This is a genomic window from Streptomyces deccanensis, assembly GCF_022385335.1.
GTDB classification, from domain to species: Bacteria; Actinomycetota; Actinomycetes; order Streptomycetales; family Streptomycetaceae; genus Streptomyces; species Streptomyces deccanensis.
On the sequence record NZ_CP092431.1, the window covers coordinates 6,763,103 to 6,776,261 of the forward strand.

The following is a 13,159-nucleotide window of genomic DNA, read 5'->3' on the forward strand; positions in this document are numbered from 1 at the left end:
CGGCAGGTCAGCCGAGCGGGCTCTGGGCCGGCAGCTTCCCCGTCGGGAGCCCACCCTTCGTCGCCGTCTTGGTCGTGTCACCCAGAACGGTGCCGGCGGACCCGGCGGCCTCTCCGGCGGCCTTCTGCGCGACGGGCGTCGTCGTCTTGACGGTCTTCCCGCCGGTCTTGCTCACGGTCGGCAGGGTCTGCTTGGACGCCTTGGTGCCGGCGTCGCTCGCGACCCCGGTGACGTTCTGCGTCGCGCCGTCCACGGTGCTACCCGCGTTCGCCCCGTCCACGGCGGACAGGCCGCCGAGGTTCGGGGTGGCCGGAAGTTCGGGCGCCGCGCTCGCGGAGCCGGCCGCACCGACCACGGAGGCCGCTCCCGCTGCGGTCAGCAGCGCGGCACGGGCGATCCGGCGGGTCAGGGGGAGGGACATGGTGCTCCTTAGACGGAAGAGAACGGTGAAGTGTCCGACCGCGCCCGGGAGTTGACCAGTGGATGTGATCGTTCCGGGCTCGGACGCAGTGACTACCGACTCGAAGTCCCCGGAGGTTGCGGCGCCCCGACATAAAGAGTTGGCAATGCGTCGCATCATCAAATACGGATTCAGTCGGACAAACGCCACCCGCTGTGATGGTCTGCTGAATCCTTACGGCTCTGTGTTCCCAACGGATTCCGCGCACCCGGGGTGAGCAGGACGAACCCCGCCCACCCCGTCCACCCGACGCGCCGTGCCTACCCCGCACGGGTGAGCCGTGCGGCCTACTGTCCAGTGACGATTCGGACCTCGGTGGCCGTGCCTGCCGCACCGCCCGCCACGCCCCGCGCCTTGCGCCACGCGCCGGCCCGGCCCTCGGCGACCCACTCGCGGCCCGCGTAGGAGACGCGCTCGACACCGAGCCGGGAGGAGTTGGCCACCGCCCAGTGCGCCAGCTCCCAGCCGCGCTGGCGGGCCCGGTCCTCGTCCTCGATGTCCGTCAGCGGGATGGTCACGGTCCCGGCGGCGGGGGAGACGCTCGGACTCGGCGCCGCCTTCGCCTCGGCGGAGGCGCCGCCCTCGGAGCTCACCACCGCCGCGGCCGACTCGAACGCGTCGTCCCCGAAGTCCCGCGCGAGCGCGCTGCGCACGGCCTCCGGGCCGCCCGTGTAGGCGGTGCCGGTGCCGGTCGTGTCCCGGCGCCCCTCGCACGTCAGCGTGGCCGCCGACCGCCCGGTCAGCGCGGCGGCCAGCAGCGTGGCGTCGGGCTCGTGCTTGGCGTACGCCTCCGGGTAGCCGCTGCGCTGCACGCGCTGGGCGGCCACGGTCAGCGGCAGTCGCTCGTAGCCCTCGACCTTGACGAGGTGCTCGTAGAACTCGCCCGCCGCGTACACCGGGTCCTGGATCTGCTGCTCGGTGCCCCAGCCCTGCGAGGGCCGCTGCTGGAAGAGGCCGAGCGAGTCCCGGTCGCCGTGCGCGATGTTGCGCAGGCTCGACTCCTGCAGCGCGGTCGCCAGCGCGATCGTCACGGCCCGCTCGGGCAGCTCGCGCGAGGTGCCGACCGCCGAGATCGTCGCCGCGTTGGCGGCCTGCTCGGGCGTGAACTCGTACGACGCCCCGTCGTCGGCCGCGGACACGACCACACACCGCGGGGTGCCGTTCCCCCCGGTCAGATACTGCACGGTGAGATACGCCCCGATCGCGGCGAGCACGACGAAGGCCGCCATGCACTGCAGCACGCGACGGCCGCGACGGCGGGGACGGGGACCTGGGGGGAAGGGGTACGGCTCCGACACGCGGTCCAAGGTACTGGAGAGTAATGGCCCCCGTGCAGGTGTTGTGAAGAGTGATGTGAACAGGGGTGCGGAAGTGACCGGATCCACTCGCCGCGCGGCCCGACGCCGACCGCGCGTTAGGGTCGTGGACATGGCCGAGACCCCGATTGACCTCACGCTGGACGCCGCGCGGCTGACCGCGCAGCTCGTCGACTTCCCCTCCGAGAGCGGCACCGAGAAGCCCCTCGCGGACGCGATCGAGACCGCCCTGCGCGCCCTGCCGCACCTGACGGTCGACCGGTACGGCAACAACATCGTCGCCCGCACGAACCTGGGCCGCGCGGAGCGCGTGATCCTGGCCGGCCACATCGACACCGTGCCCATCGCCGACAACGTCCCCTCCCGCCTCGACGAGGACGGCGTCCTGTGGGGCTGCGGCACCTGTGACATGAAGTCCGGCGTCGCGGTCCAGCTGCGCGTCGCGGCCACGGTCCCGGCCCCCAACCGCGACCTGACCTTCGTCTTCTACGACAACGAGGAGGTCGCCGCCGACCTGAACGGCCTGAAGCACATCTCCGAGGCCCACCCCGAGTGGCTGGAGGGCGACTTCGCGGTCCTCCTGGAGCCCACCGACGGCGAGGTCGAGGGCGGCTGCCAGGGCACCCTGCGGGTCCTGCTGACGACCAAGGGCGAGCGCGCCCACTCCGCCCGCGGCTGGATGGGCTCCAACGCCATCCACGCGGCCGCCCCCATCCTGGCCAGGCTGGCGTCGTACGAGCCGCGCTACCCGGTGATCGACGGCCTGGAGTACCGCGAGGGCCTCAACGCGGTCGGCATCTCCGGCGGCGTCGCCGGCAACGTCATCCCCGACGCGTGCGTCGTGTCGGTCAACTTCCGCTACGCGCCCGACCGCAGCGAGGAGGAGGCCATCGCCCACGTCCGCGAGGTCTTCGCCGACTGCGGGGTCGAGAGCTTCACCGTCGACGACCACAGCCCCGGCGCGCTGCCCGGTCTGTCCCACCCGGCGGCCGCGGCGTTCATCGAGGCCGTCGGCGGCACCGCCCAGCCCAAGTACGGCTGGACGGACGTCTCCCGCTTCAGCGCGCTCGGCGTCCCGGCCGTCAACTACGGCCCCGGCAACCCGCACTTGGCGCACCGACGCGACGAGCGGGTGGAGACGGCGAAGATCCTGGCGGGCGAGGAGCGCCTGAGGTCCTGGCTGACGGCGTGAAGTGTCCGGCGCGGCGGATCGCGCCGGACACGCTGAGGTCCCCCGTCCGTAACCCGTATGGATCTACGCTGAGGTGAACCACCAGCACGGCGGAGGGAGCGGACATGGCGACCGGCAACCCCGAGGGCAAGAAGCAGCCACCCGAGGAGCAGCGGCTGGGGCCGGTGCTGCGCAGACGCGGTCAGGTCCAGGCGAGCACGACGGACCAGCGGCTGCTGGACGCCGGCGGCCCCTCCGACTGGGTCCACACGGATCCCTGGCGGGTCCTGCGCATCCAGTCGGAGTTCATCGAGGGCTTCGGCACCCTCGCCGAACTCCCGCCCGCGATCAGTGTCTTCGGCTCCGCCCGCACTCCCACCGACTCACCGGAGTACGAGGCGGGCGTCCGGCTCGGCCGCGGCCTGGTGGAGGCCGGCTTCGCCGTCATCACCGGCGGCGGCCCGGGCGCGATGGAGGCGGCCAACAAGGGCGCCCTCGAAGCGGGCGGCACCTCCGTCGGCCTCGGCATCGAGCTCCCCTTCGAACAGGGCCTCAACCCCTACGTCGACATCGGCCTCAACTTCCGCTACTTCTTCGTCCGGAAGATGATGTTCGTCAAGTACGCCCAGGGCTTCGTGGTCCTCCCCGGCGGCCTCGGCACCCTCGACGAACTCTTCGAAGCCCTCACGCTCGTCCAGACCCAGAAGGTCACCCGCTTCCCCATCGTCCTCTTCGGCGAGTCCTACTGGAGCGGCCTGGTCGACTGGCTCACCAACACCCTCATCGCCCAGGGCAAGGCGGCGGAAAAGGACCTCACCCTCTTCCACGTCACGGACGACGTCGACGAGGCGGTGGCGTTGGTCTCGAAGGAGGCGGGCAGGTAGGACCGGGCTGTTCCCGCGCCCCGAAAAGGGGCGCGGGGAACTGCGCGAACGGGGTCCGGGGCGGAGCCCCGAAGTCTTTGACGCGGGGGTCGAAGGGGCGCGCAGCCCCTGCTGGATGGGACGGGTAGGGGCGGCGGGGGCGAAAAAACTAGGCGAGCCCCCGCCGGGCAACGGCAGGCCCCCGCCACCCCGCGATCGCCCCCACCATCTCCACCACCTGCCGAGTCTCAGCCACCTCATGCACCCGATACACCTGAGCCCCCAACCAGGCGGAAACCGCGGTCGTCGCCAGCGTCCCCACCACCCGCTCCTTCACGGGCCTGTCCAACGTCTCCCCCACGAAGTCCTTGTTGGACAGCGACACCAACACCGGCCACCCCGTGGCGACCATCTCCCCGAGCCGCCGAGTCGCCTCCAGACTGTGCCGCGTGTTCTTCCCGAAGTCGTGCCCCGGATCGATCAGCACGGACTCCCGGGGCACCCCCAACGCCACCGCCCGCTCCGCCAGCCCCACGGTCACCCGCAGCACGTCGGCCATCACGTCGTCGTACTCGACCCGATGCGGCCGAGTACGCGGCTGAGCCCCACCCGCGTGCGTGCACACCAGCCCCACCCGATACCGCGCCGCGACCTCCGCGAGCCGGGGATCGACCCCGCCCCACGCGTCGTTCAGCAGATCCGCCCCCGCCTCGCACACGGCCTCACCGACCTCGTGCCGCCAGGTGTCGACGCTGATGATCACGTCGGGGAACCGCCGCCGCACCTCCGCGACGAACCCCACGGTCCGCCGCGCCTCCTCCGCCGCGGTCACCTCCTCACCGGGCCCGGCCTTCACCCCGCCGATGTCGATGATGGCCGCGCCGTCGGCGACCGCCTGCTCCACGCGCGCGAGCGCCGGCTCGTCACGGAAGGTGGCCCCCTGGTCGTAGAAGGAGTCCGGCGTCCGGTTCACGATCGCCATGATCACCTGCTCGTGCGGGCCGAATTCCCGCTTGCCCAGCCTGAGCATCCGCTGTGACCTCTCCCAGTACGTGCCGTCGATCGCCGGGCCTGCCCGACCGCCTGCGACCTTAACTGTCAGACTCGCATGGCACGATCGGAGCCGAACACACTCGAGGGGACCCAGCGATGTTCATGTTCTTGTTCCTGGTCGTCGCGCTCGCCGTCGTGGTCGCCGCGGTGACGCTCGCGGTGGTCGGCGGCGGCGACCACGCGGTGCTGCCGGAGGCCGACGGCGAGCGGCTCCAGGACCCGCTGCCGGCGCACCGCCCGGTCAACCGCGCGGACGTCGAGGCGCTCCGCTTCCCGGTCGCCGTCCGCGGCTACCGCATGGTCGACGTCGACGACGTCCTCGGCCGCCTCAGCGCCGAGATCGCCGAGCGGGACGCCCGGATCGCCGACCTGGAGTCCGCGCTCGCGGGCGCCCGCGCGGCGGCCACGACCTCGCTGCACAAGCCGGAGGAGGGCGAGCACCGATGAGCGACGGCACCGCCCTGCCCGGCTCCGACGGCGCGCCGCGCTGCCCCTGGGCCCTGTCCACGGAGGACTACGTCGCGTACCACGACGAGGAGTGGGGCCGCCCGGTCCACGGCGACGACGCGCTGTACGAGCGGCTCTGCCTGGAGGCCTTCCAGTCCGGCCTCTCCTGGATCACCATCCTGCGTCGCCGCGAGGGCTTCCGCGCCGCCTTCGCCGACTTCAAGATCGCCTCGGTCGCCCTGTTCACCGAGGCCGACCAGGAGCGTCTCCTCGCCGACCCCGGCATCATCCGCAACCGCGCCAAGATCGAGGCGACGATCGCCAACGCCCGCGAGCTGTCGACCTGGTCCCCCGGCGAGCTGGACGAGCTGATCTGGTCCCACGCCCCGGACCCGACGACGCGCCCGGCCCCCGCCACCCTCGCGGACGTCCCGGCGGTCACCCCCGAGTCCACGGCCCTGTCCAAGGCCCTGAAGAAGCGAGGCATCCGCTTCGTCGGCCCCACGACGGCGTACGCCCTGATGCAGGCGTGCGGCCTGGTGAACGACCACCTGGAGACATGCGTCGCGAGAACGGCGTCCGCGTAGGAGCCTCCGCCTCCAAGGAGCGCGGGGGCCCGCGCGACCGGCCACGACGCGACGGGCCACGACGCGACGGGCCACGACGCGACGGGCCACGACGCGACGGGCCACGACAGGACCCGCCACGACCCGACCGTCGGCTACCCCACGACCTCCGACCGCCGCATCCGGCGAAGCGTCACCGGCCCAAGTACTCCGGGGTCTCCTTGTTCACGAAGGCCCGCACGGCGATCTGGTGGTCCTCCGAGGCCCCCGCCCGGGTCTGGAGCTCGTCCTCCTTCTCCAGCGTCTCGGCCAGCGAGTGGGTGAACCCGTACGCGACGGCCTCCTTGATCGCCGCGTACGCCACGGTCGGCCCCGAGGCCAGCATCCGTGCCACCTCCTCGGCGGCGGTGTGCAGCGAGGCCGCCGGAACGATCCGGTTCGCGATCCCCAGGTCGTACGCCTCCTGCGCCTTGATGCTGCGCGGGAACAGCAGCAGATCGGCGGCCCGGCCGGGGCCGATCACCCGCGGCAGGGTCCACGACACCCCGGAATCGGCTGTGAGCGCCACCCCGGCGAACGAGGTGTTGAAGGAGGCCGTGTCGGCGACCACCCGGTAGTCCGCCGCGAGCGCGAAGCCCAGGCCGGCACCGGCCGCGACCCCGTTCACCCCGGCCACCACGGGCTTCGCCATGCTCGTGAGGGCCCGCACCACGGGGTTGTAGTGCTCCTTGACCGTGCTCATGACCTGCCCCGAGCCCTCGACCAGCAGCCCGATGTGCTCCTTGAGGTCCTGGCCCACACAGAACGCCCGGTCTCCCGCTGCCGTCAGCAGCACCGCCCGCACCGCGTCGTCCCCGGCGGCCTCCTCCACGGCCTCCCGCAGCGCGACCTTCGTCGCGATGTTCAGCGCGTTCATCGCCTCGGGGCGGTTCAGCGTGATCGTCGCGAGTCCGTCGCGCACCTCGTAGAGCACGGTGTCGGCCATGGCGGTTCCCCTCCGGTGTCGCTTCGGCAGGAGACGTACTGGTCAGTACGCCCTCGTCACAGCACAGCATGGCGGAGTTCCCGGGCGACGGCCGGGCCCGGACGTGTGACCTGCGTCAAAGAATCACCAATGGGCGAGCGCCCACCCGGGACCGTGCGGTGGCGCAGTATCGCAGTCACACCGCCGAATTGGGTGGTTTTGCTCGCGCGCGTTGCCCAAGCGATGCCGACCGATGTTGGTCATCGGGTCATGAGATGCGGGATAATGGCCTGGAAGCAATGTGTTCGATGCCGGTGTCGCGTGTCCCCAGGTGGGCCCGCGCCTGCCCTCCCGGGCCGTCGGCTTGGCGATGAGCTGGTTTCAGGAAGGGGTACGAGCATGGCGGCCATGAAGCCGCGGACGGGCGATGGCCCGCTCGAGGTGACCAAGGAGGGGCGGGGCATCGTCATGCGCGTTCCGCTCGAAGGCGGCGGTCGGCTCGTCGTCGAGCTGACCCCTGACGAGGCCGACGCCCTCGGAGATGCCCTCAAGAAGGTCGTCGGCTGACGCGCGTAGCGACCATACCCTTTCAGTTGCCCCGGCACCGCCGCACCCGGCGGTGCCGGGGCGCTGTGGTACCAGGGGCGTGATCGGGCGACGACGGCCGCGCCGGGCGCTCGGATCGCGGGTGGCCGCTCAGCGCTTGACCGCGCACAGCAGGCCGTCGCCCACCGGGAGCAGTGACGGCACCAGCTCGGGGCTCTCCCGGACCGTGCGCAGCAGCTCCCGCAGGCGTATGACCTCGGTGGGCTGGGGGTTGGAGTCCACCGTCCGGCCACTGGCGAAGACACCCTCGAAGGCCACGAGGCCACCGGGCCTGAGCAGGCGCAACGATTCAGCGAGGTAGTCCAGGCACTCCAGCCGGTCGCCGTCGCAGAAGACCAGGTCGTACCCGGCGTCCGCGAGCCGCGGCAGCACGTCCAGGGCATGGCCCGGGATGAAGCGCGCGCGGTTGCTGGCGAAGCCGGCCGCGCGGAACGCCTGCCGGGCGAACTGCTGGTGCTCCGGCTCCGGATCCACGGTGGTCAGCACCCCGTCGGGCCGCATGCCGTGCAGCAGATGGATCCCGGAGACACCGGTCCCGGTCCCGATCTCCGCCACCGCCTTCGCGTCCACGGTGGCGGCGAGCACCCGCAGCGCGGCGCCCGTGCCGGGCGACACCGAGCGCAGCCCTGCCTCCCGGGCCCGTTCCCGGGCCCAGCGCAGCGCGTCGTCCTCGGCGACAAAGGCGTCGGCGAACGCCCAGCTCGTCAGCCGGTTGCCGGTAATGACCCTCTCCTTATGTCCCCGTGGTTGCCTGGGCGTGACTGTATCCGTTGCCGTCGGGAACCTGCTGATGGGACCGGTCGTTTAAAGGGATGAGTGAGTGACGGGGGCCGCGACGGGGGGCACGGGATGGATCGGTCCGACGAGCAGGAGCGCGCATCGACGCGGCTGCTGACCAAGCCACAGGGGCCGCATCAGCCTGACGAGCCCCGTCGGCCCGCATCAATTTCTTATAAAACCGCTTATCCGGAGCTAACGGGCGAGGTGGCTATGGTAGGGGCTCCACTGGACACCACCAGAGCCGACAGGGGAGGTGCGGCCGCGCCCGCGGATCGGGGAGGAGTGCTGCGGCGCTTTCTCGGATCGGCAAGCAGGCCGAAATCCGTGAACGACACCGCTGACCACAGCCACGCCGACGCTCCCGCCACGGGCGGAGTACAGACCGCGACCTTCACCACGGACGCGCACGCACAGGCGTGGACTCCGCCCACCTGGGAGGAGATCGTCAGCACCCACAGCGGCCGCGTCTACCGCCTCGCCTACCGTCTGACCGGCAACCAGCACGACGCCGAGGACCTCACCCAGGAGGTCTTCGTCCGCGTCTTCCGTTCCCTGTCGACCTACACCCCCGGCACCTTCGAGGGCTGGCTGCACCGCATCACGACCAACCTCTTCCTGGACATGGTCCGGCGCAAGCAGCGCATCCGCTTCGACGCCCTCGGGGACGACGCGGCCGAGCGCCTGCCCAGCCGCGAGCCCACCCCGCAGCAGATCTTCAATGACGCCCACTTCGACGCCGACGTCCAGCAGGCCCTCGACACCCTGGCGCCCGAGTTCCGCGCCGCCGTCGTCCTGTGCGACATCGAAGGACTGTCGTACGAGGAGATCGCCGCGACCCTGGGCGTCAAGCTCGGCACGGTCCGCTCCCGTATCCACCGCGGCCGCTCCCAGCTCCGCAAGGCCCTCGCACACCGCTCCCCGGAGGCCCGGGCCGAGCAGCGCCGCGGGTTCACGGTGCCCCGGGTGGCCGTGCTGGGAGGAGGGGGCGCGACCGCGTGAGTGGATCCCGTCCTACGCCTGCCGAGCAGCACTTGGGAGACCGTCTCTCCGCCCTCGTCGACGGAGAACTCGGTCATGAGGCGCGTGACCGCGTCCTGGCACATCTCGCCACCTGCGCGAAGTGCAAGTCCGAGGCGGACGAGCAGCGCCGCCTGAAGAACGTCTTCGCGGAGGCCGCTCCTCCACCTCCCTCCGAGAGCTTCCTGGCCCGTCTCCAGATGCTCCCGGCGGGCGGCGACAGCGACGGCGGCTCACCGCTGCCCGGCGGCTTCGGCGGAAGACTCGGGGGTACGGCCGGTGGACCGGGCCTGCCCGGTGACCCCTCCGCCTCCCGGGACTTCGCCGACTTCGGTGTCTTCGGCTCCGGCGACTCCTTCGGATACATCCCGTCGGGACCACACGGCGGCGCGCTGACGCCGTCGGAGGGCCGCGGGCTGCTCGGCGGCGGCCGAGGAGCGTCCGGCGGCCGTGGGTTCCTCGGTGACCGTGGCTTCCTGAGCGGCCGTGGCTTCCTCGGCGACCGGGGCGCGCTCGGCGACCGTGGCTTCCTCGGTGGCGGACGCGGCCTCTCCGGCGGCGGAGACGACCGTCCGGACCGGAGGGAGAGATCCGCCGACGACAGAGACGGCCGAGGGGTCACGGGCGACCGGGGCTTTCGGATCCACGACGTGAGCCGACAGGAGGCCGAGCGTTCGGCCTCGCGCGGCATGCGGTTCGCCTTCGTGGCGGCGGGCGCCGTGTCTCTGGCCGCGATCGCCCTCGGCGGCGTGACCAACGGCATGCCCGCCGAGACGGCGGACGCCCGCGGCGGTTCCGGTGCCGGCAGCAACGTCACCCCGCTGCGGACCCAGGCCTCGGGCACGGTTCCGACGCCCGAGGCACAGCGCCGCCGGGGAGCCGTCGGACCCCTGCTCGGACAGGGCCAGCAGTCCCTGGGGCAGGTGCCCGTCGCCCCGACGGAGATCGCCGCACCCCTGCTGCCCGGCATCCCCGCTCCGGCCGGCCAGGACCGTGAGTCCGTACACCCGCTGACCGCCCCCGTGTTGGCCGGTGCCGCCGTCATGTCGCCGCTCATACGTCCGCTCACCGCCGCGCCGCCTCTGCAGCTGACCGACTGGTCCCCGGCCCCCGACCTCGCGGGACCGGGCCTGCTGACGGCCCCCGACACCACCTCGTCCCCCACACCCACCTCGCCCGTCCTCCGCTGACCCCGAGTTCTGCGCGCCGGCCCGCGAACCTGGTTGAATCCAGAGTGGGCCGTGTCCGCTCGGGCCGGTTCCGGCCCGCGGCACTCGGCGAACGGTGGGCGGCGGGCCGGTCCTTGGGACAGGCCCCAGGTGTGGGGCGGGGAGAACATGAACGAGGGGAAGCCCACGAAGGCGAAGTGGTGGAGCCGCCCCCGAGCGCACGGCGCGGGGGCCGAGACGGCGGGCGCCGAGTCGCCCGGGGCCGGGCCCGCAGGAACCGCCGGTTCCGGAGGGCCTGTCGGAGCTGTGGAGCCCTTCGGGTCGCCTGCTGACGCGGCCCGTGCGGAAAACCCCGAGGGTGACTTCGAGTTGGAGCGCCCGGCGGCGACGACGACGCCGCCGACGCTGGCATCGGCCTCCGGTGAGGCCGACTCCGACTCCGACTACGAGCTGGCCCGCCCGGCCGCCGAGGCCCCGCCCGGCCACACCTCCACGCCGACCGTCGAATCAGCCGAAACGGACGGTGACTTCGAACTGGAGCGACCGGCCGTGAGGAACGCGGCGACGACCGGCTCCGCGGCGACCACGGCTTCTGCCGCGGCCACCGGCTCCGCCACTGCCGTGGCCCCTGCCGCAGTCACCCCCGTCACCACGGTCGTCGGCGCTGCCGATGTCGGCGATGCTCGGCCGGCGGGGGCGCAAGGTGCCCTGAGCGCCCCTGAGGCGCCCTCTGAGCGCCTCAAGCCGCTGCACGACCCCGATCCCTACGGCACCCCGCCGTACGGCGAGCCCGGCCCCTGGGCGCCCGCTCCGCCGGTCCAGCATCCGGCGACGACTCCCGCCCCCGGCACGGGCGTTCAGCCGACGACACCGGCACACGACGTGCACGCGGTGACAGGGCAACCCGCACTCGACGGCGCGACCGTGCCGGGAGCCGGAAGTGGCGGTGGGGAGGCCTCGGCTTCGGCGGTCTCCTCGACGCGCGCGGGAACGCCCGCGGCGGCCGCTCCCGCACACCCAGACGCGGCCGCAGCGGTGACCCCGGCCCACGGCACCGCCGTAGCGACGGCCACCCCGCAGCCCGCGATGTCGGACCAGCACCCGGCCGCACCTCGACCCGGTACGGCCCCGTTCTTGGACACGGCCCAGTCCGCCGCCACCCCCTACCCCGACGCCTCGCAGCCTCCCGGGGCCTCCTACGCGTATCCGTCCCAGCCGGGCCCTCCGCCCTTCGGGGACCCGGCGCGGTCGGTCCCACCCCCGTACGCGGGCGGAGTACCGGCCGCCCAGCCCCCGCAGCCCTCGCAGGGAGCCGGAGGCCCGCACCCCTCCGGGGCCTATGCCGATCCCGGGCAGTCGCCGCACGGCTCGCGGGGGCCCTGGCAGAACTACGACCCGTGGGCCGGGTCGGGGTCGCTGCAGCAGAACGGGGCCGCGGTGCACGACGCGGCCAGGCGGCCTCGGCGCAGGGGCAGGACGCTGCTGATCGGCGCCCTGCTGATCGCCGTCGTGGCCGGCGGCATCGGCGGAGCCGTCGGCGCGTACCTGGAGCGCAACGGCGGCGTCGGGGCCATCGAACTGCCCCAGACCAGCGACGGGGTGACGGGCCGGGCGCCCGACAGCGTGGCCGGGATCGCCGCCAGCGCGCTGCCCAGCGTCGTGACCCTGCACGTGAGCGGGGACAGCGCGCAGGGCACCGGCACCGGCTTCGTGCTCGACGAGCGCGGCCACATCCTCACCAACAACCACGTCGTGGACCCCGCCGGCAGCGGCGGCGAGATATCGGTGACCTTCAGCGGCGGTGAGACCGCCAAGGCCACCATGGTCGGCCGGGACACCGGCTACGACCTGGCCGTGGTCAAGGTGTCCGGTGTCAGCGGACTCAAGCCGCTGCCGCTGGGCAACTCCGAGGAGGTCCAGGTCGGCGACCCGGTCGTCGCCATCGGCGCCCCCTTCGACCTGGCCAACACCGTCACCTCCGGCATCATCAGCGCCAAGGAGCGGCCCATCACGGCCGGCGGCGAGAGCGGCGACGTGAGTGACGTGTCCTACGTGGACGCGCTGCAGACCGACGCGCCGATAAACCCCGGCAACTCCGGAGGTCCGCTCCTCGACGGCAAGGCCCGGGTGATCGGCATCAACAGCGCCATCCGCTCCGCCGGCAGCGGCTCCGAGTCGGACGGCGGGCAGGCCGGTTCCATCGGGCTCGGCTTCGCGATACCCATCAACCAGGGAAAGCGCGTCGCCGAGGAGCTGATCAACACCGGCAAGGCCACCCACCCGGTGATCGGGGTCACCCTCGACATGGACTACTCGGGTGACGGCGCCCGCATCGGTGACCAGGGAGACGGCGGCGGCTCCGGGGTGACGTCGGGCGGCCCCGCCGACCGGGCGGGCATGCGCTCGGGCGACGTCATCACCGAGGTCGACGGCCAGCGGGTCCACTCCGGCGACGAACTGATCGTCAAGGTCCGCGCCCACCGGCCCGGCGACCGCCTGGAGCTCACCCTCCTGCGCAACGGCAGGGAGCGGACGGTCACCCTCACCCTCGGCTCGTCCGGCGGCGACTGACCGCGATCCGGCGGCCATGACGGCCGGCGTCCACTGACAGCAACTTCACAGAAGGGGCGCCGCACCCCCTCCTGCCAGGCAAACGGCTGGGAAAACCCGTCGGTCGCGCGGGGACCGAAGCCGCCCGAAGGTACCGGATCGACGGCATCGCCGGGTACCGTGGATCCGGCCCGGAC

General features: G+C 72.7%; 13 protein-coding genes. 8 read left to right on the forward strand and 5 right to left on the reverse strand.

Going from position 1 to position 13,159, the window contains the following annotated elements; all coding sequences use genetic code 11:
• Positions 1–7 precede the first annotated feature (7 nt).
• Both L3078_RS30155 and L3078_RS30160 read right to left on the reverse strand, forming a co-directional pair.
• Positions 8–421, reverse strand: coding sequence for an ATP-binding protein (locus tag L3078_RS30155; protein ID WP_239757053.1), 414 nt, complete (start codon positions 419–421; stop codon positions 8–10).
• 326 nt (positions 422–747) lie between these two features.
• Positions 748–1,758 (reverse strand): heavy metal transporter, encoded by a 1,011-nt coding sequence (locus L3078_RS30160; RefSeq protein WP_420864119.1) that lies wholly within the window; start codon positions 1,756–1,758, stop codon positions 748–750.
• Between the two features lie 130 nt (positions 1,759–1,888).
• On the opposite strand from L3078_RS30160, the gene dapE reads away from it, so the two are divergent.
• Entirely contained in the window at positions 1,889–2,968 is a 1,080-nt protein-coding gene (gene dapE, locus L3078_RS30165; RefSeq protein ID WP_239757055.1) for a succinyl-diaminopimelate desuccinylase, read from the forward strand.
• A 104-nt stretch (positions 2,969–3,072) separates the two neighbouring features.
• The gene (locus L3078_RS30170; RefSeq protein WP_239757056.1) at positions 3,073–3,831 is read left to right on the forward strand and encodes an LOG family protein; all 759 of its coding nucleotides are present in this window, start codon (positions 3,073–3,075) and stop codon (positions 3,829–3,831) included.
• Between the two features lie 148 nt (positions 3,832–3,979).
• On the opposite strand, the gene folP is transcribed toward L3078_RS30170, so the two are convergent.
• A complete protein-coding gene (folP, locus tag L3078_RS30175) occupies positions 3,980–4,840 on the reverse strand; it encodes a dihydropteroate synthase (protein WP_239757057.1) in 861 nt (286 codons plus the stop codon).
• Between the two features lie 119 nt (positions 4,841–4,959).
• Here folP and L3078_RS30180 point away from each other — a divergent pair, with 119 nt between their 5' ends.
• Together L3078_RS30180 and L3078_RS30185 are read left to right on the forward strand one after the other, a co-directional pair.
• Positions 4,960–5,310 carry a DivIVA domain-containing protein gene (locus L3078_RS30180; protein ID WP_239757058.1) on the forward strand — a complete coding sequence of 117 codons (351 nt, stop codon included), beginning with the start codon at positions 4,960–4,962 and terminating at the stop codon, positions 5,308–5,310.
• Entirely contained in the window at positions 5,307–5,897 is a 591-nt protein-coding gene (locus L3078_RS30185) for a DNA-3-methyladenine glycosylase I (RefSeq protein ID WP_239757059.1), read from the forward strand. Before L3078_RS30180 ends, L3078_RS30185 begins: the two co-directional genes overlap by 4 nt.
• Before the next feature lie 172 nt (positions 5,898–6,069).
• Here L3078_RS30185 and chcB read toward each other — a convergent pair whose 3' ends face one another.
• Positions 6,070–6,861 carry a 2-cyclohexenylcarbonyl CoA isomerase gene (gene chcB, locus L3078_RS30190; RefSeq protein WP_239757060.1) on the reverse strand — a complete coding sequence of 264 codons (792 nt, stop codon included), beginning with the start codon at positions 6,859–6,861 and terminating at the stop codon, positions 6,070–6,072.
• A 378-nt stretch (positions 6,862–7,239) separates the two neighbouring features.
• Here chcB and L3078_RS30195 point away from each other — a divergent pair, with 378 nt between their 5' ends.
• The gene (locus tag L3078_RS30195; protein WP_003966491.1) at positions 7,240–7,407 is read left to right on the forward strand and encodes a DUF3117 domain-containing protein; all 168 of its coding nucleotides are present in this window, start codon (positions 7,240–7,242) and stop codon (positions 7,405–7,407) included.
• 129 nt (positions 7,408–7,536) lie between these two features.
• Here L3078_RS30195 and L3078_RS30200 read toward each other — a convergent pair whose 3' ends face one another.
• Positions 7,537–8,238, reverse strand: coding sequence for an O-methyltransferase (locus tag L3078_RS30200; protein WP_275593229.1), 702 nt, complete (start codon positions 8,236–8,238; stop codon positions 7,537–7,539).
• Positions 8,239–8,508: 270 nt separating this feature from the next.
• On the opposite strand from L3078_RS30200, the gene sigE reads away from it, so the two are divergent.
• The 3 genes from sigE (at position 8,509) to L3078_RS30215 (ending at position 12,983) form a co-directional block, all read left to right on the forward strand.
• Positions 8,509–9,225, forward strand: a complete 717-nt coding sequence (gene sigE / locus L3078_RS30205) for an RNA polymerase sigma factor SigE (RefSeq protein WP_239757061.1) — start codon at positions 8,509–8,511, stop codon at positions 9,223–9,225.
• Positions 9,222–10,433: an anti-sigma factor family protein gene (locus L3078_RS30210; protein ID WP_239757062.1), complete on the forward strand. Its 1,212-nt coding sequence runs from the start codon at positions 9,222–9,224 to the stop codon at positions 10,431–10,433. Before sigE ends, L3078_RS30210 begins: the two co-directional genes overlap by 4 nt.
• A gap of 147 nt (positions 10,434–10,580) precedes the next feature.
• Positions 10,581–12,983: a S1C family serine protease gene (locus L3078_RS30215; protein ID WP_239757063.1), complete on the forward strand. Its 2,403-nt coding sequence runs from the start codon at positions 10,581–10,583 to the stop codon at positions 12,981–12,983.
• The last annotated feature ends 176 nt before the right edge of the window (positions 12,984–13,159 follow it).